The following is an 18,888-nucleotide window of genomic DNA, read 5'->3' as shown; positions in this document are numbered from 1 at the left end:
TTTTTTTCACAGTTCTCTTCATTTAAAGTATTCACGATCAGGGATGTAATAGTAGCTTGTCTTGCTTCAATCTGAGGTTTGCGCTTGCCTGAAACGTGCATGGTTCTGGTACGTTTCCGTCGGAGACTTCGTACACGGGTTAGGTACGAAATCTCCGGCAAGTGTAACCCTACATTTATTCAAGACAAGCTATTAGAACGTTCTTCGGCGCGTGAATAACCAGGCTCCTGCTATAAAGATAAGGCTCAGTCCCAAATTTATTCCAACCGCGTTAATTAGCGAATCGTTGAACAATAAAGCCAGGAAAAAGTCAGCTACGTGTACGCGCAAAGATGCAATGGATGTGCCGATCGGAATCGCGGCGATCAGGACGGTCCAGATGATCCACGATATCGGCGACTTTAGTCCGGAGAACAGCAGATTGAACAGCGTCAAAACGAAGAAATAAAACACCGACTGGTAAATAAACGCTCCGACGGTCCCGAATTGCTCCCAGCCGAACACTTCGATCAAATTGTACGTCTGGCTATAGATTCGAACGAAATTTTGCTCAAACGGCCACCACAAGCTATTTACCAAAGCCAGCAATAACGCGGATACGGCATACACACCCAGCAGTCCCGTAAAATACCGGCGACGCGAATCCCCAAAATTCATCATGGGACGGAACGTTTGCAAAGGCAGGATAATCGCCAGCAAAGGCAGAAGCGTCAGCAGCATATTGGCCGAAGATACATTGACATTCTCCATTTCGGAAGGCACTTCGATCTGCAATTCGTCGTTACCGGTAATTTCCCGAAGTTCCCCCACGGCTGCCGCGACGTCCTGCGCGTCCTGTTGGGGATCGCTATCCAACGCCGCATTGACGATAATGCCCGTCGCCATCGAGACCGCGATAGCCGCAAGCAAGATCCATACGGCAAGCTTCATGCGCAACCAGGATACCCGGAGCTGCACTTTCATTTTATTCATCCGTCTGTCCCTCCTCGATCAGGTAAGCAAAAAACTTTTGCAAAGGCACGCCTTCGATCGTCAGCCCCTGGCTTGCGGCTTCCCGATGATCGTGCTCCGTCAACTCCCCGTACACGACCGCCATGCCCGCATTGCCGTAACGTTCGCCGTGAATCACGCGTCTGCCTTGCAGAAAATGATCCAGCCCCGCGCCCAAACCGCTGATCATATGCGCACGGTCCCGAATCTGTTCAACCTCTTCGTGCATCAAAATGCTTCCCGATTCCATAATAAAAACTTGCTCGACCACGGTCGCGATTTCGTCGATCAGATGGGTGGACAGCAGGATCGTGCGCGGATGCTCGGCATAGTCTTCGATCAGCATCCGGTAAAAACGTTCCCGCATCAGCACATCCAATCCCAGCACCGGCTCGTCGAAAATCGTCAACGGCGCCCGGCTGGCCAGTCCGATCAGATTGCCGACCATCGACTCCATGCCCCGCGACAACTGCCGCATTTTTTTGCGTGGATTCAGCTTGAATGTCCCGAGCAGCTTGGAAGCAAATTTCGCGTCCCAATCCGGGTGGAAAGCTGCGGCCATCTGCAATACATCACGGACTCTGGCATTGTTCGGGTAAAAGTTTTTCTCCCGTATGTAGCAGGTTTGCGTGGGCACATCCCCTTTTTTGAGCAGATTTCCGTGAACCGCGATTTCTCCGCCGTCCGGAAAGATCCCACCGGTAATCATGTTTAAAAACGTTGTTTTCCCCGCACCGTTTCGGCCCAGCAATCCGTAAATGGTATGCTCGGCAAGATCCATGTTCAGGCTATCCACGGCATCCGTGCGTCCATATGCTTTGCTTACCTGTCTGACTTCAAGAACTGAACTCATTTTCGTTGTTCCTCCTTTTCGCGTTGAATCATTTGGATCACGTCTTCGGTCGTCATTCCCAGCTTTTCCGCTTCTTCCAACAGTTTGACCACCAGATCACTGTAAAATCGTTCGCGGCGTTTGGCCATGATCTTCTCCTTCGCTCCGACGGCTACGTACATGCCCAGCCCTCGTTTTTTGTAGATGATGTCCTCATTCACCAGCAGTCCGAATCCCTTGACGATCGTGGCGGGATTAATCTGGAATATGCGCGAAAACTGCGTGGTCGAAATAATCTGATCTTCTTCCGCATAAGTGCCATTTAGAATGTCGTCTTCAATTCGCTCTGCAATCTGCTGAAAAATAGGCCGGCTCTCGTCGAATGGAATCGGCATTTTGACCACCTTTCTGGTTTGTTAGTCATGTAACTAACCATAATGGTGTAGATGGTTTTTGTCAATAGGGAAAAGCCTGCGAGTTGTCGCAGGCTGGGGATTGCAGTTCCTGTTTGTTTTGGGTGAAAGCTTGGGCGCTGCGGGAGAAATTACAAGCATAGGCTTCCGAAGTGCATTTCTTCGAAATGCTTCACAAAACGCTGTCTCGCTTGGAAAACCGGATTAAATTTTGAGTTGAAGGTTTTCCAAGTTCAAAGGCGTTTTGAACTGAATTTCTCCCTCTGCTAGAGCTTTTTTCACATTACAACTACAAGATAAAGTCTAACGGGTTCTTTTCTTGGTGCAGAAAATAGGTTGTTCAATATCTCGATTGATTTGTATAGGATTCAGGTTTTTCTCGAAAGCGAACGCCTCTTGCATGGATCACTTTGTGACATTGATCAGTTTGACCAATGTAATCGCGGCTTCTTGGCGCAGCAAAGGGGCGGTTGGGTGATAGTCGTAAGTACCGTCCGGATCGCGCTGCACTTCGAGGTCGGAGAGTTGGGAATCGATCATGAATTTGACGCCGTCGGCAGCCCAATACGAAGGAGGATTCGAAAAAGTTACGGTACTTTCGGTTAGGGAAGTGCCGTAGCTTGCGGAAGCGATACGGAAGATCATCAAAGCGGCTTCTTCGCGCGTGATCGGCTGGTCGGGGCGGAAGGTTCCGTCCGGGTAGCCCATGATTCCGCCGAGCTCGGTAAATAGTTGGATGGCTTGCGCGTTTGGATCGCCTTGGACATCGGTGAAGCGCGAAGGCGTATTAACGAGTTGACTGTTTGCGACTTTTGCGAGTTGTCCGACAAATTCGCTGCGGGTCACGGCTTGTTCCGGTCCGAAATTCGGTTCTAATTCTTCTGTGGACAAGCCCATCAAGCGAATCGCTTCGATCGAATCGGCATAGGGATTGTTTGAATCCACGTCGGCATACGGCTTGAAATCAGGCATTCGTTCATACCAGGTATCCCTGAAGTAGTCGGAATAAAAGTAATCGGCCCGATCGCCCTCGTCTTGATGGAATCCGACCCAATTGCCGTAACTGTCTTGGAACAGATCTTGCCCGGAAGGCTTTAAGCGGAAGTTCAATATTTCACTTGACTGGAGTTGCAAAATGCCGTTTTCGGCGGTGACTTTCGCATAAAGATACGGTTGGCGAAGGTTGCGGTAATAACCTTCGTATTTCGCCGATTCTTCGGCAGAAACGGATGGTACATCGGAGTTTATGGACTTCTTTTCAATCGCTTTCGGATAATAATGGTCCATAAAGGACTGGAAGATGCCGTCGTACGAAGCAGTGGCATCCGTATTGGTCACGTACATAGCAGCGACTCCATGTTCAGGCAGCAGCCACATGTAAGAATGGAACCCATAAAAGTCTCCGCCTTTAGCGGCTACGACTTCTCCATTATACGATTGACGAGAAAAGAATTCGAAACCATAACCGGTAATAGGCTGCCGATCAGACATTTGAAAATGAGTCTTCCCCATATCGGCTAGCGTTTCCGGCTTTAGAAGTTCATGATCGCCTTCGCCCAGCATAGCCAGCATGAACTTTGCCATATCGGAACCTGTCGTGACCATTCCGCCTGAAGGAGCAATAGCGGGAGGCAATCCGTTTTCGTAAAGCCCGATTTTCGCTCCGCTTGAATCGTAAGCGCTCGCCAATCGTTCTTTCGTTTGCTCGACACGACCAAATCCGCTATCTTGCATCCCGAGCGGTTCGAATATATTTTGCCGGATGACGTCTTCATAAGGCATATCCAAAACTTTTTCCAATATGTAGCCTTGAAGAGTAAACGCAAAATTATCATACCGATACACGGTTCCCGGTTCACGCACAACGCTAGGCATCGACTGTTCAATAAAATGATCAAGCGTTTTTCGGGCTTCGGGCGGCATCGCCAAGCTGACATCGCCTTCGCCACGTTCGAATCCGCTCGTATGCGTCAGCAGATCGGCCATCGTGACAGGGACGTCCGTTTGATTGGGAATACTCAAGCCGTCCATATACGTCTGCACGTCGGCATTCAATTCGATCTTGCCTTGTTCGACTTGCTGCATGACCGCGGCTGCCGTAACCGTTTTAGATACGGACGCCATGGCAAATAACGTTTGATCCGCATCGACGGGCGTTTGCGTCTCGACGTCAGCGTAGCCGTACCCTTTGTTCAACAATACCTTTCCGTCGCCGACAATCGTGAGCACAGCTCCGGCTTGCTTAAAGCGGTTGGTCATCAGGTTATCCGCGAACTGTTCAATCTCTACCGGATCGCTTGGGCCGCGGGGCGAAGCCCCAGCAGCGATCACGACTCCGGATGCTTGTGGAAGAACCAATAGCAACGTCAGGAATAAAGCCGTTACCGACTTTGTTGTTACTTTTCGTGATTGGAACATCCTGTTTCCTCCTCCTTTTTTTGTTCAATCCCTGCTCATACGTCTCAAGGTTGATAACGGTTTCATTTCCATGCCAAAAAACCGCCTTTAAAAAGACGGTTTAGGTATTCAATTCTTGCTTATTCGACGCTTAATCAAAAGATTCGTGATGCAGATCCAGCATTTTTTCCAACAGCCAATTATCCCGCTCCAACTGGGAATAATCGTCGGCTTGCCATCGGCTCACGATTTCTTTAAGCAGCTGCACATTGTTATAAATGTCGCGTTTTTGACCGCCTTCGATCATTTGATCAAAAAGGTTCAAACGCCATTTGGAGGATAAGAAAATCGGTGTAGATTTCGGATTTAGCCTAGCTTCCGATAAAGATTGCATCATGCCGACAATCACGAACTCGTCAGGCCATTCGCCTTTTTTCAGCGAAGCGAAAATTTCAAGTTCCGGACGGTCATTGATCACGACAATATTCGGAGCGTCGGCGATCGGATTCGGGGCAACCGGATAGGCGCGCTTGTCGGAATTCGACGATTGCGCCGCGTAGGCGCTTCCGGAACTCAATAGGATCGCGGCTGCCAATACGGTAGAGATGGTTTTTTTCAATTCGTTGTCTCCTTTCAATAAGCAGGGTTCTTGATAAAGACGCAGATCAGCCGCGATTCGTTTGCTCTAACCCTAAATTTATAAATTCCACTCGATCACTCTGCCCGATTGACTTCCTCTGAACCGATCTTTTTCCGATCTTCTTCTTGCCGAAGTCCGAGTAGCCCGTTCATCTGCTCCAGCATATTGCCTCCGCCGCTGAGCGAAATGGTACCGATTTTTTCGCAGATTTTCTCCACGAATTCAAGCTCCTTGAGCCGGTACAACGTCGCATTTTCATCCATCAGTTTGGCCGTATTCAGCAAGCTTCGGGTAGACGCCGTCTCTTCGCGCCGAGTAATCATGTTCGCCTGCGCTTTCTTCTCGGCCAACAGCACCGTATTCAGAATCGCACGAATCTCTCCCGGCAAAATGACGTCTTTCAAGCCCGCTGCCAGAAATTCGACTCCGTACTCCACGCCGCCCGGCTTCAATCGACCCAGCACGTAATCGCCGATTTCCTGTTTCATTTTCAGCAAATCGTCCAGTTTCAGCGTACCGACATACTCGCGCAGCAGCAGCTGGAGTTGCACATACACCTGCTCTTCGAAGTTTTTGATTTCTGCCGCCCGAAGCGGATCAGTGATGCGATATTGGCACACAAAATTCAAACGCAACGAAACTTTATCCTCGGTCAAAATCTCCTGTCCCGTCATATCGAGCTGTTGACGGCGCAGATCGAACTTTTTGACCGTGACGGCTTCCGAACCGCGCCAGAAAAAGCTGCGTCCGGGCGAAAGCTGCCGCTGCAAACGGTTGTCGAAGTATAAAAGTCCGACTTCATGGCTGGCTACATCCACCGTCTGGATATAATTCGCGCCGATCTTTTCCAGCAGCACGCGACTTATGTCAGGGCCGATCTCCGGCGTGCGAATATCCACCCGGACAAAGGTATGCGTAATCGGCTCTTTCCAGTAGGCATACGTTCCGGCCATCAATACATCACGGAAGCGCCCGTTTTCCAAATGCAACACATATTCGCTGTCGCTGACGTCCGTCACATTCAACTGGCCCATCAGATCAGCGTCGTGGCTGAACAACCGTACATCTTGAGCATCAACCCCGCCAGTCGATGTTGGTCGATAGTCAAACGGTTCGTTCGTTTTTTTGAATACCAATGTACGAAGCCCTTCGGTCCAGGCAAAAAAACGATACGAACCCGGCATTAACGTCCGTACGTAGCGCCCCTGCTCGAAAAGCAAAGCACGCTCGTTATCCCCGACCTCGACTTTACGCAAGCCTGCTCCCAGCACCATCGTGCCGAATGCCAACACATTAGCAGATTCACCGGGACGGATATCCTTCCCCGGAAGCCCCGGAATTTTGCGCCCATGCGCCTGATTTATATGAGATTGATGTTGAAAATTTGTCATGAATAAGTTCCTCCTTGGAATCTTTGGGACGGAAGTTCACCTATGCTCATGCACGGAGCCTGGCTTAAGCCGACTTCAGTCACGCAGGGAAGCGAAAGATTCGTACAGCCGAATATGGAAGCCAACTTCGAATCCACAACGATGTATTTTCTTTCTGCCTCTGTGCCCAACCTTCACCGACGCATCCACCAAAGCCGCAAAGCACCTTCGCATATCGGCCCCCTATGTAAGCAGCGCCAGCGGAACTTCCCGTCCTCAAAGATTTTCGTTTGTGTCTCCATTTGAAGTGGAGAATGCTCAACCAAGAGCTCGCATCTAAAGCGAGTGGGGATTCGAACCCCGCAAATAGTACTTTTCTGTTGCGAACGCTGCTTCCGGTATACCGCCAGCGCATCGCGCCCGGCACCGCCGAACCGCATCGAAGTCCGTGCCTAGGGAAGACCATTCGCGAATCCTTCACCGGATCTGCTTTCTATTGTGCCCGATCTTAAAGCCGACCAACAGGGCGCAACTATGGCGACTCGCTTTTTGGGCATGGAAAAGAAGCTGCCCTCGAAAGTCACGTAGGTGGGGGAAGGGAGAAGACTGCGAGAAAATTTATAAGCATATGCTTCCGAAGTGCATTTCTTCGAAATGCTTCACAAGACGCTGTCTCACTCGGAAAATGGATTGGATTTGAATTATGCTCATACTGCGCAAAACTCAAGAGAAGCAGCCGTCGTCCACATGGACCGAGAAGCCAAGCCAGTCTACACCACTTATTTGACCTCTTAGCCGGGTGAAAAATATGAAACGCCAAATAAACCCAACTTTCTTTAAGAAAGCTGGATCTCTCGACACGCTGAGAAGCTGCCCAATCGACAGCTTCTCTTCTTTCTTATCTCTTCTCTCCCCCGAATATTCTATAGAAACGAAGCTCCTAGCGGAGGGAGAAATTCAGTGAGAGACGCCTTTGAACGCGGAAAGCCACCGGCTTTCTGCGTGAGACAGCGTCTCGAACGAATTTCTCCCGCAGCGCCCCAGCTTCTTTACCGAACAGAATATTCCCTCCTTCAATCCCACCAAAAGCTCCAATCACAGTTCCCTTTCAAATAAGCCGCATATTCCCCGATCGAAGCATATCCCTCCAGCACATACGAACAAAACATAAAATGCTCCCGAGCCAGCTCCAGTGCTTCCTTATCGCTTTCCGGCAATCGCGAAGCGCGCAGCAGCCACGAATCTTCGGTCACTGCCGTAGGAACGGCCCCGTATCGCTTTTGCCAATCCCGGAATATGATCGCCTGCTCTACCGGCTGCGGACACTCGTTATAACCGCCCATTGGCACGATCAGTGCAGCTATCCAAGCCTCCGCTTCCGGCAGATCCAACAACAGCAATGCACCTTCTTCATTACGCTCGACCCAAGCTGCATCGGGCAAAGTGCCTTGAAGCTCTGAATCCTCTTTTTCCCCTATTCCAACATCAAGCCGTTCATCCAACAGTTCGCTTTGCTCCGCCCATAACGCTGCATAAGCCTTGTAGATCAGATGTCCGTCGTCGGAATCGGAATCTGTTGCTTGCAACCCGCTATCCGTTAAAGAATTATCAACCAGACTTTTCAACACCTCCAATGCAGACCTGCTCTCGACTTCTTCCGACTCTTTTTCAACATACCCTTGAATCGAATCCTCGCCGTCTGCCGCTTCTTCCAGCATTTCCTCGATATTATCGCCCGCAACGATCAATATCCGCTTTAGACCCTGCGAAGCTTGAATCGGATATTCCATCTGCTCTGCCGAAGCAACCGTCACCTCGTAGCCCTGCAACAAATTCAACACCATGTCACTCACCGCCAATTTCCTCCTCAAACCTATGTCGTTCGATCTCTTCTGCTTCTACTATACGTCTATCCAATCGCTGAGTGAATAAGCACGGTGCGAAAATGCCAGATAAACGAACGGATACGCGCAGCATAAAACGTACAGGATCAAAAGGACCGGTGTGAGCCAGCGACGGATTTCAGTGGATACGGTGTAGATGTACGAGATAGGTTGATTTACCATCCGATACGCCTGCTTTCCCGTTTCCATGCGACATACAGCAGTCCGCTTGAAATCGCCAGCAAAACGGCCAGTTCGATAAACGTCTGAAACGGACCCCGTCCCAACCCTACGCTAAGAATATTGTTTAACATCGGATTTAAAAAGTAGTCCCCTTCAAAAAACAAGATTAACGTCAAAGCAACCGCTCCGGCCAATACGATATAATTCGGTGCGACCGACGAAAAGAACACGGTCAACAATGCCGCGATCCAGCAAAGAGCCACTACAGCGGCATAGGTCACACACATATATTGCAAGAAGCTCATATCGTACCAGAAAAAGCCTCCTCCTTTTCGACTGATATCCGCTCCCATCAAACTCCAAGTTCCGCTGAAACGATAAGCCAACAGCAGAACGACAAACAGTACCGCCGCGACGAATGTTCCCGCTAACAGCGCCGCGCCTATTTTGATACGAAACAGCCCTTTCACCCCTGATTTCGATGCCGCTTGTATCTCGCCTAGCCCTGAGCGACGGTCGCCGATATGGATATGCATGACAAGCAGCGAGGTGATTAGCATAGCCGCTATAGCGAGTCGATTCAAAAGGTTTACAGAATTATAGTTGTTTAAAAAGTCAGTAGGCAGCACCGATACCCATTCGCGGCTTCTGATTTCCGCCACTCGTTCTTTCTCTTTTTCATTCATACCTACTGTATTCGAATAATTATCCTCATAATAGTCTATCCACTCGAACGACGCTTGCAGCTCTGCAAACAAATCCCGAGCCGGCCCGGCTTGGATGATTCGCCATAGCGGCATCGTCCCTCCGTCCGCCATACCGGATCTTTTGATATACCGTTCGTAGCTATCCAGATTGGCTTTGGCGAATGCGGGCGTCGAACGGATATAAGCATCTGCTTCCGCGATTTTCGGCGCCAAAGACTGTTTGAATTGTTCCGCCTCGGCTGCGCTGATTTGATCGCCATACTTCGCTTCCATATCTACGGCAATGGCCGTATTCCAGTTTTTGAACTCTGAGCCGGGATACAATACATGGAACGGATACAACCACAACCCGCCAAGCAATAGCACCAACGCCGCAAACCCGATCCTTTTCGGCATAAACAACTTTTTGAACTCCAGCCAAACCAACGAAAGCTTCGATCTGCCGTAACTGTTTACGGAACCATGCGCAATCGTCTTCATATCTGCACACCTTCTTCCCTGACACCAGCCAACTCACCCGGAAACAATCTCTGCTTCGCCGTCTGTCGCTCACCATCCCGATACACGTATAAAAACACGTCTTCCAATCCCGGCTTCATCAGTTCCCAATGCGGCATGGCCGATTCGGCTTCTGCCACGAAGCGCATGTGCCACCCCTCCGCTTCCCCTCGTTCGGCCAAGATCGGATAATTTTGCCGAAAAGTATCGACTTCATGATCGGACACTCTCGTCTCGTACACTTTCCCTGCCAGCATGGCGCAAATGGCTTCCGGCTTGTCTTTGGCAAATACGCGACCGTTTTTCAGCAAAACGATCTCATTCGCCGCCGATTCCACATCCGACACCACATGCGTGGACAAAATAACGATCCGTTCGCGGCCAAGCTTGGTCAGCAGACTCCGAAACCTCGCACGTTCTTTTGGATCAAGACCGCCTGTCGGTTCGTCCAAAATCAGCACACGCGGATCGTTCAACAGCGCCTGCGCGATGCCAACCCGTTGGATCATGCCGCCGGAGAACGTCTTCATCTTTTTACGTTTGACCTCGCCGAGCGCTACCGCTTCAAGCAGAAGTTCGGACCGCTCCAGTGCTTCTTTCCGGCCCATCCCTTTGATTGCGGCGAGGTACTGCATATATTTGCGAGGCGTATCGTTGGGATAATAACCGAAGCGCTGCGGCAAATAGCCCAGTCGCATCCGATACTTCTCGTCTAACGCCGCGATAGATTCTCCTTCATACAAAATCTCGCCTTCCGATGGGGGAAGCAGTCCGGCCAACATCTTCAGCAGCGTCGTTTTTCCCGCTCCGTTCGGTGCAAGCAGTCCATAGACTCCATTTTCAAAAGCCAGATCTATTCCTTCCAGCGCAGGGTCGTTGCCGTAGCGTCTAGTTACAGCATGTACAGTCAGCATGGTGATTCAACTCCTTTTCTTTTGCTTTTTCCGGACTCAGGTCAGCTTTGGTTTAAAATAAAGCAAGCGTCGGGTCTGACTCACGTAAGCGGCGGCTCCCAGCACGATCAGCATCGCATACGCATATAGGGGAATGCCCGACAGCAAACTCAAATACCCATGCGGCTGCGCAATCCATAATCCGGCGTTGAGCAGCGGCCATAGACCGACCAGCCCGTAACGGCTTGCAGCCGTTCGTCCGCGCAGTTGTCCATACAGGAACATAGCGGCGAACAAAAATAGCGACGATACCGACAGCAGCACTCCGCGCAAAAGTTCGACCTGCTGCGAAGCGATCGCGATCCAACATACGAATCCGATATTCACAACCAGCGCTACGGCGGCAAAAATCAACATACGAAGCGACGCAAGTTGATACACGTTATAGCGGCAGGACATCTCCACCTGATACGTATCTCGCCTGCGCAAATCGGCAAAAAAAATAACAGCCACGGCGAGATAAAGCAAAGGCGATACGATAAAAATAAACGCGTAAATTCCGTCCGTATTGGCGTTGGACAGTACGAATAAAGCCATAAAGACCAGGATTCCCAAGCCCAGCACTAACACAAACACAATCTCCGTCAAATCCCGGAACAAATGGCGAAACCCGAGTTGACGATACATTTTGCCTAACTCGCTTGAAAAGAAAGGCGTGACCGGCAGCGCTTCGTCCACGATGGATGCGATGTGCAGACGGATTTCGGATTCGTCCGGATAATCGATATCGTCAAACGCCGGCCGTTCGCCGCTTCGAAGCTGTGTTTCCCGATGATTCTTCATGCCGCTCCTCCTTGAATTTTTGTTTGATTTTACGAATCGCCGCGTAATAGTGAGTTTTGACCGTCGAATCCGGCAAGCCCATAATCTGCGAAATCTCGGCAAAGGTCTGCTCCGCAAACAACTTCAGCCTGACGATCTCCTGGGCGCGCCATTCGAATGTCCGCAACAGCTCCAGCACACGCCCCACTTCATCGCGTTGTTCCAGCTCCAGCGTGAAATCTTCGTTCGTTGGAAATTCAAAATCGTTGATCGGATCGGTCAACTTGGCGTCCCGGTACGCTCTGGAGCGAAAATGATCAATCACCCGATTGGTAGCGATCCGGTATAACCAGGTGCGCAGCGACGCCACTTTGCCTTCAAACGAACCGATACTGCGCAGCATGCTGACGAAAATATCCTGCGTCAGATCCAAACTCTGCTCGCGCTCCTGAAGCTGACGATACACAAAAGCATAAATCTCGCGATAATAGATCGAAACCAACTCGTCGGCGGCCGCACGGTCGCCTTTCTGCTGAATCCGCCGAACTAACCGCGCCTCGTGCGCCGCAATTTTGGTTTGACTGTTTCCTTGTGTATTCTCTTTTTCATTTCTTTTTCCGTTTCTTTTCGTATTCTGCATCAAGACTTTCCCCCGACCTCCTCCCGCCGATTGCCCCAACACGTATCATCCGTCTAATCATATATGCGTGAAGCACAAGCAAAAAGTCGGAAATTTCTAATTTTATTTTTAAACCCATCAAAAAAGCCCCGACAGATCTTCGTCGGGGCTTTTAGCCAACATCATATGTGTCTCTATAAGGGACCCGCTCGCCCCCGGCGCTAGGGCATGTCTTCAAACCTCGACGGAAGCAGATTTTGCCGAATTTTCGTGCTGACCAAGGAACTTTTCTGAAGGCGTGCCGGGGCACGTCAAGGGAAAGTGACGTAGGGCAGGACGAAAAGGCGGTAAAAGATGCACGTTGGTAGGTTTGAAGACACGCCCTAGGCCGGGAAAGTCCGTAAACCAATCGAATCCCCGGAAACTTTTGTTTTTAAACGAAAGTCTCGATTAGATGCCTTTCGTTTGCGGATTAAGCCGCATGCCTTTGCCGTCTTTGCCTTGAGCTTCTTTGCCACGGGTATCTTTTCCGATCGCATCTTCGCCTGCTTCCGTCGCTTCCGAAGAAGTTTCCGAGACAACCGCCGCAGCCGTTGGCGCTTTGACCCACACCGCGATCAGGAACGAGATGGCGCACAGCACGCCGATCACCAGGAACGTAGGTTTGAATCCGCCGAGCAGCGCCGCGATAAACGAAGCGGACAAAGCGCCGAGGCCGAAGCCCTGATAGATCACGCCATAGTTTTTCCCTTGGTTTTTCAAACCGAAGAAGTCGCTGACAATCGCCGGGAACACGGTGATGTTGCCGCCGAAACAGAACGCGATCGCAGCTACGCTGGCGAAGAACAACGGATACGTCAGTGTCGCGAAGCTAAGCACCATGACCGCCGCGAAGGTGACCAGCAGTGCGCCGGAGACGACTTTCAGACGGCCGACTTTATCGGACAGCGGGCCGAGGATCAGACGTCCGGCCGTATTGAAGATCGCGATCATGGCAACCGCGTTGGCGGCTGTAGCAACGTCCAGTCCCGCGAGACGCACGCCGATGTCTTTGACGCTGCCGATCAGGTACAATCCGCTCATGCAGGCCGTGAAGAACACGACGAACAGCAGATAGGCCTGTTTGGTTTTGAGCATTTCTTTGACCGTAAAGTCTTTGACGCGAATGCCGGACGCCGAAGCGAGAGTCGCCGCAACGACCGCTTCGCGAATCAGGAACGATCCGAACACCACCATAGCCAGCACGATAATTCCCCAGATCAGGAACGCTTGCGATACGCCGTGCGATTCGATCATGGCACCGTTGATGTATTTGAAAATCAAGCTGCCCGTACCGTACGCGCCGACCGATACGCCGGACATCAGACCTTTGTGTTTAGGGAACCATTTGATCAGATTGGATAACGAACTCATATACGCCGTACCGTCCGCGTAACCGACCAGTACGCCAGCCACCAGATACAGCAGCCCGAGCGATGTAACCTGCGAAGAAAGCATCAGTCCGACGCCGAGTACGATACCCGAGGCGGCGATCAGCTTGCGAATACCGAATTTATCTTGCAGCTTACCGGAAAACAAAGTCGCAAACGCAAGGGCGAAGCTGGTGATCGAGAACGTCATCGCCGTACCGCCCAGTTCCCAACCGAATTTGTCCGCAAGCGGTTGGTTAAACAGGCTCCACGTGTAGATCGTACCCAGTCCCATCTGTACGATAATGGTGCCGATCACGATCCATAGGCGATTGACCTGCATCGAAGGGTTGTCGTTGGCTTTCGAAATGGCTGTCATCTCTATTCCTTCTCTCATTCGTTTTACGTTTCATTTGAACTTCTCTTATGGCTTAATTATAAGCTTGAGCGTTCTGTTGAAAGCGTTTTTGGAATGAGATGCCGGAAATACGGAATGAAATGCGCATCATGTGTCTTGAACGTTTTGAAACCTTTTGGTACTACTAAATCCGCATCAGTTGCCGGAATTCTTTGGCTTTGCTACGGCTGACCGGAACCTCCGCGTTCACGTCGCGCAGTCGCAGCAGATACGTGTTGTTGAACCACGGCACGATCTCGCGGATCTTCGACAGATTGACCGTATACGAGCGATGGCAGCGGAAGAACTTGTCCTGCGGCAGATTCGCTTGAAAGTCGGAAATGCTCATGTGCATCGTGTACTCTTCTTTTCTCGTGTAAACGAGCGTTGTTTTTTCCTGGGCCGAAGCATAATAAATATCGTCCGCGTCGACTACGATGATTTTGTCGTCTTTGTACAGATTGACCCGATGATTGACCGCCGCAAGAGAAGCCGGAGCTTCCGTACTTGCCGGGGACGCCTCACGGATCGCTCCGTTATGCGCGGAGATCGCTGCCGCTTCGGCTTCCTCCCGCTGCTTTTTCGCCGCAAATGCCGCTTCCAGCTTCGACAGCATCGCCGCGATGCGCGGTTCGTGATACGGCTTCAGGATATAGTCGAACGCCTCGATCTCGAACGCTTCCGCCGCATGCTCCTTGTACGCCGTCGTAAACACGATATAGGGTTTGTTCGCGAACTTGCTGACGCTTTTGGCAAGCAGCACCCCATCGAGCGACGGAATATTGATATCGAGAAAAATGACGTCCACATCGCTCGTTTGCAAAAACTTCAGCACGTCGATCCCGTCTTCGAATTTGCCGACGATCTCTACCGAGCTGTTTTTGCCAACCAGATAATCCAGTTCTTCCATCGCCAAAAATTCGTCTTCCACGATGATCCCTCTCATGCTCATTCATATTGCCCCTTTCCGACCGTAAAACCGATCACCGTACCTTTATCCGCTCTGCGAATATTCACGCCTTCTCCGTAAATCAGCTTGAGTCGCTCATGTACGTTCGACAGCCCGATTTTGTTGGACGGCATGCTGCCGCTTTGAATTCGTTCAATCACGGAGGGATCGATTCCCACGCCCGTATCTGCGATTTCGAAGCGGACTTGATTCCCTTCGTTTTTGACACGGATCGTGACGGTGCCTTTGCCTTTGTCTTTTAAAATGCCATGCACGATCGCGTTCTCGACCAGCGGCTGGATGATGAGGCTCGGAATCTTCACGTCCGTCTCGTCGTCGATATCGTACTCCACCTGAAGCCGGTTGCCGAAGCGGGCTTTTTCGATCTCCACGTAATCCTTCACCTGCTGAAGCTCGCGATGCACCTCGATCAACTCGTCGTTGAGTTCCAGATTGTAACGCAGATACCCGGACAGATTGATAATCAACTCGCGCGCTTTGTCGGGATTGAGACGGATCGACGAAGCGATCGCGTTCAGCGCGTTAAACAGGAAATGCGGGCTAATCTTCGTTTGAAGCGCTTTGATCTCGGCTTTGTCCGCCATCGCTTTGATCTGCTCGACCCGCGACACTTCCATCAACGTGGAAATGATCTGCGACAAGCCGACCGCAAGCTCGCGCAGCGAATACGTGATCTGATGGGCATGCCGATAGTAAATTTTGAGCGCACCGGTCACGATCCCTTTTTCCTGAAGCGGGATAATAATCATCGACTTGATCCATTCGTTGCGATGATCGGCATCATTGTTGCGTATCGTGATACTGCCGCTTCGGATCGACTGTTTCGTTTCCTCCGTCATGATCTCGTGCCCGATATTGTAGCGCTCCTGCCCGAAGCCCGAATACGCCAAAATGTGGCTGGTATCCGTAATCGCTACCGCGTCCGCGCCGATTTTCTGCTCGATGATCTCGCAAATTCGCAGCAGGGAGACGCTATCCACTTTACGAAAATACGGTAGCGTCTCGTTGGCGATATCCAGCGCAAGTTTTGCCTGTTTGGCGGCTACGTTTTCTTTTTCCTCCTCGACGCTTTGCACCAGCATCACGATCAACCCAATCATGACCTGGGCCAAAATCATCGGAGCCGCGATTTTGGACACGATATCCAGACCCAGCGCATACGGTTCGGCCATCCACAAAATCAACAGCATCGTCAACGCTTCGCACAACATGCCCGCGATAATGCCGTACAGCCAGCGTTTACGCTTGGCTACGCGCAAATGGATCACGCCGGAGACGCACCCCGCCACGATGCTGGTAATCAGACAGGGCAATGCGGTCACGCCTCCGATATCGATCAGGTAACGGTGAACCCCCGCAACGATGCCTGTCACGATGCCGACCCAAGGACCGAACAGCAATCCTCCCGACATGATCGCCACGATGCGGACATTCACCAGCGAACCTTCCACGCTGATGCCCATGTAAGTTCCGAAAATAGCAAATAACCCGAAGATCGCGGTAACGGTAACGAGATCTTGCGGGCGATACTCTTCTTTTTGAAACACGGCTTTAAAGCGCGGAATGCGCGTGAGCACGAATAAACACATCAACAGCAACGATCCCCGTTCAAATAACTGCAAAAAAATAGCCAGCGGATGCGTCGGGTCCATAAGAAATTTCCTCCTTTCCGTTTTCCGAAAACAAAACCGCCGGCTTGCTTGCCGACGGTTGATCAAGTAATCGTTTCAAGACTTGTACGTCCAGTCAGCTTCCTTCCGGTTTGCACATAAGCCCAGTACCTTGTCAACGTTAGAGATACTGGATTTAGTCGATCAGTTCGCCGCGGAACTTCTCTTCCTTTTCCAAATTGGCGCGCAAGCTTTCGTAAGCGGGCGATGTCCAGAAGAATGAATCTTCGACCAGCTTTGCCGCATCGTCGCGTGCCTGTTCCAACACTTTGAAGTCGGCAACCATATCGGCGACTTTGAACTCCGGCAGACCGCTTTGTTTCGTGCCGAAGAAATCGCCGGGACCGCGCAGTTCAAGGTCGCGGCGCGATACTTCGAAGCCGTCGTTGGTATCGGTCATGACGCCCATGCGCTGACGGCCCAGCTCGGACTTCGGATCGGCGATCAGTACGCAATAAGACGCATGTTCGCCCCGTCCGACGCGTCCGCGAAGCTGGTGCAGCTGTGACAGACCGAAACGATCGGCATCCATAATGACCATCAAGGTCGCATTCGGTACATCGACGCCGACTTCGACCACGGTCGTGGATACGAGCAGCTGCGTTTCCCCGGCATAAAATTCACGCATGGTTTCTTCTTTCTCCGCCGCGCTCATTCGACCGTGCAGCAGCCCGACTTTGTACTCGGGCAAAGACTCGCTCATCTGCATATGCAGATCGATCGCGTTTTGCACATCAAGCTTTTCGGACTCTTCAATCAACGGACAAATCATATAGGCTTGGCGTCCTTGGGCGACTTCGCGGCGAATAAAGCCCAGCACACGTTCCATCATTTCGTGCTTCACCCAATACGTTTCGATCGGCACGCGGCCTTTCGGACGTTCGGCAATTGTCGAGACATCCATATCGCCGAACGCCGTGATGGCCAAGGTTCGCGGAATCGGGGTAGCGGTCATCGTTAATACATCGGGATTATAGCCTTTTCGACGCAAAACGCTGCGCTGATTAACGCCGAAACGATGCTGCTCGTCCGTGACGACAAGACCCAGCGAACGGAAATTCACTTCATCTTGGATCAAAGCATGCGTGCCGATCAGAATATCGATCATGCCCATTTGCAGATCCGCGAGCAGATCTTTGCGTTTGCGTCCGGTGACGCTGCTTGTCAGCAAGCCGACGGTGATCCCGAACGGTTCGAACATTTTTTGCATCGAGCGCGTATGTTGTTCGGCCAGGATCTCGGTCGGCACCATCAATGCGCCCTGGAAGCCTGAACGAACGGTCGTGAACAGTCCGATCGCGGCGACCGCCGTTTTGCCGGAACCGACATCGCCTTGAAGCAGCCGATTCATGCACGCCTCGGAACGCATATCTTTTAAAATTTCCAATTCGACGTTCTTCTGCGCATCCGTCAATTCGAACGGCAAACTGCGCACGAACTCGCGAATCACCGAGTTCGGCGTCGTATGCACCACGCCGTCACGGCGCTCGCGATTCAGAGAACGGTATGCTTGCAGCTTAAGCTGGAACAGAAATAACTCTTCGTAAACCATCCGTTTGCGTGCTTCCTGGCCTTCGGTGAGATCACCGGGCTGATGAAGCAAACGGATCGCTTGCGGACGCGGCATCAGATCGTATTTTTTCACCAAATCTTCGGGCAGCACTTCTTCAAGCTGGCCGCCGTACTGATCAAGCGCATTTCCGATAGCTTTTCGCAACGAATTCTGTGTCAGATCGCCGCCGACCGAATAGACCGGCTGAAGCGAACCGCTGCGAATAACGCCGCGATCCGGAAACTCCGACTGCGTCACGTTCATCTGCAACCGGCGTCCGTCCCATTTGCCGGTCAGAATGATTTCGCGATCCAGCTCCAGTTGATCCTTCAAATAATTGCGGTTAAACCATACAGCGGTGAACATCGAATAATCGGCCAACACTTTACAGCTCAGTTTGGTCTTTTTGCCAAAACGCTGCACGATCGGCATCCCGACGATTTTGGCCTGTACGGTAGCTTTATCTCCGTCTTTGACATCGCCAAGCGACTTTTGACGGTAATCTTCGTAACGAAACGGGAAATATTCAATTAGGTCTTTGACGGTAAAAATGCCAACGGCGTGAAGCTCCTCCACTTTGCGAGCGCCCACACCGTTGACTTCTTTCACCGGGATTTGATCCAGGTGTATATTCATTGCGCTC

Annotated in this window: 15 protein-coding genes; all 15 read right to left on the bottom strand. The window is 51.2% G+C overall.

The annotated features are described in order from the left end of the window. Positions 1-192: 192 nt before the first annotated feature. The 15 genes from WKI47_RS10965 to recG all read right to left on the bottom strand — a co-directional run bounded on the left by WKI47_RS10965 (position 193) and on the right by recG (position 18,881). Complete coding sequence (locus tag WKI47_RS10965; protein WP_340227162.1) at positions 193-972, bottom strand: hypothetical protein; 780 nt, start codon at positions 970-972, stop codon at positions 193-195. Continuing rightward, a complete protein-coding gene (locus tag WKI47_RS10960) occupies positions 965-1,843 on the bottom strand; it encodes an ABC transporter ATP-binding protein (protein ID WP_340227161.1) in 879 nt (292 codons plus the stop codon). The genes WKI47_RS10965 and WKI47_RS10960 overlap by 8 nt, the downstream gene beginning before the upstream one ends. Beyond that, complete coding sequence (locus WKI47_RS10955; RefSeq protein WP_340227160.1) at positions 1,840-2,217, bottom strand: GntR family transcriptional regulator; 378 nt, start codon at positions 2,215-2,217, stop codon at positions 1,840-1,842. Before WKI47_RS10955 ends, WKI47_RS10960 begins: the two co-directional genes overlap by 4 nt. Before the next feature lie 423 nt (positions 2,218-2,640). Then, positions 2,641-4,653 carry a serine hydrolase gene (locus WKI47_RS10950; protein ID WP_340227159.1) on the bottom strand — a complete coding sequence of 671 codons (2,013 nt, stop codon included), beginning with the start codon at positions 4,651-4,653 and terminating at the stop codon, positions 2,641-2,643. A 130-nt stretch (positions 4,654-4,783) separates the two neighbouring features. Then, a complete protein-coding gene (locus WKI47_RS10945) occupies positions 4,784-5,251 on the bottom strand; it encodes a hypothetical protein (protein WP_340227158.1) in 468 nt (155 codons plus the stop codon). Positions 5,252-5,346: 95 nt separating this feature from the next. Continuing rightward, on the bottom strand, positions 5,347-6,546 hold the full coding sequence (locus WKI47_RS10940; protein ID WP_340227513.1) for a slipin family protein: 1,200 nt from the start codon (positions 6,544-6,546) through the stop codon (positions 5,347-5,349). A 1,169-nt stretch (positions 6,547-7,715) separates the two neighbouring features. After that, positions 7,716-8,486: a DUF4253 domain-containing protein gene (locus tag WKI47_RS10935; protein ID WP_340227512.1), complete on the bottom strand. Its 771-nt coding sequence runs from the start codon at positions 8,484-8,486 to the stop codon at positions 7,716-7,718. Positions 8,487-8,701: 215 nt separating this feature from the next. Beyond that, on the bottom strand, positions 8,702-9,895 hold the full coding sequence (locus WKI47_RS10930) for a hypothetical protein (protein WP_340227157.1): 1,194 nt from the start codon (positions 9,893-9,895) through the stop codon (positions 8,702-8,704). Beyond that, positions 9,892-10,827, bottom strand: coding sequence for an ABC transporter ATP-binding protein (locus WKI47_RS10925; protein WP_340227156.1), 936 nt, complete (start codon positions 10,825-10,827; stop codon positions 9,892-9,894). The genes WKI47_RS10930 and WKI47_RS10925 overlap by 4 nt, the downstream gene beginning before the upstream one ends. 36 nt (positions 10,828-10,863) lie before the next feature. After that, positions 10,864-11,649 carry a hypothetical protein gene (locus WKI47_RS10920; protein WP_340227155.1) on the bottom strand — a complete coding sequence of 262 codons (786 nt, stop codon included), beginning with the start codon at positions 11,647-11,649 and terminating at the stop codon, positions 10,864-10,866. After that, positions 11,597-12,268: an RNA polymerase sigma factor gene (locus WKI47_RS10915; protein WP_340227154.1), complete on the bottom strand. Its 672-nt coding sequence runs from the start codon at positions 12,266-12,268 to the stop codon at positions 11,597-11,599. Before WKI47_RS10915 ends, WKI47_RS10920 begins: the two co-directional genes overlap by 53 nt. Positions 12,269-12,697: 429 nt before the next feature. Then, entirely contained in the window at positions 12,698-14,035 is a 1,338-nt protein-coding gene (locus WKI47_RS10910; RefSeq protein ID WP_340227153.1) for an L-lactate MFS transporter, read from the bottom strand. Between the two features lie 163 nt (positions 14,036-14,198). Further along, positions 14,199-14,999, bottom strand: a complete 801-nt coding sequence (locus WKI47_RS10905; RefSeq protein ID WP_340227511.1) for a LytTR family DNA-binding domain-containing protein — start codon at positions 14,997-14,999, stop codon at positions 14,199-14,201. A 2-nt stretch (positions 15,000-15,001) separates the two neighbouring features. Then, the gene (locus WKI47_RS10900; RefSeq protein WP_340227152.1) at positions 15,002-16,675 is read right to left on the bottom strand and encodes a sensor histidine kinase; all 1,674 of its coding nucleotides are present in this window, start codon (positions 16,673-16,675) and stop codon (positions 15,002-15,004) included. Between the two features lie 154 nt (positions 16,676-16,829). Continuing rightward, on the bottom strand, positions 16,830-18,881 hold the full coding sequence (gene recG / locus WKI47_RS10895; protein WP_340227151.1) for an ATP-dependent DNA helicase RecG: 2,052 nt from the start codon (positions 18,879-18,881) through the stop codon (positions 16,830-16,832). Positions 18,882-18,888 lie beyond the last annotated feature (7 nt).

The sequence above is a fragment of the Saccharibacillus sacchari genome, from assembly GCF_037722395.1.
Taxonomy (GTDB): Bacteria; Bacillota; Bacilli; order Paenibacillales; family Paenibacillaceae; genus Saccharibacillus; species Saccharibacillus sacchari_A.
The sequence above is the reverse complement of the archived record's forward strand: the minus strand, read 5'-3'. Positions and strand labels throughout refer to the sequence as shown.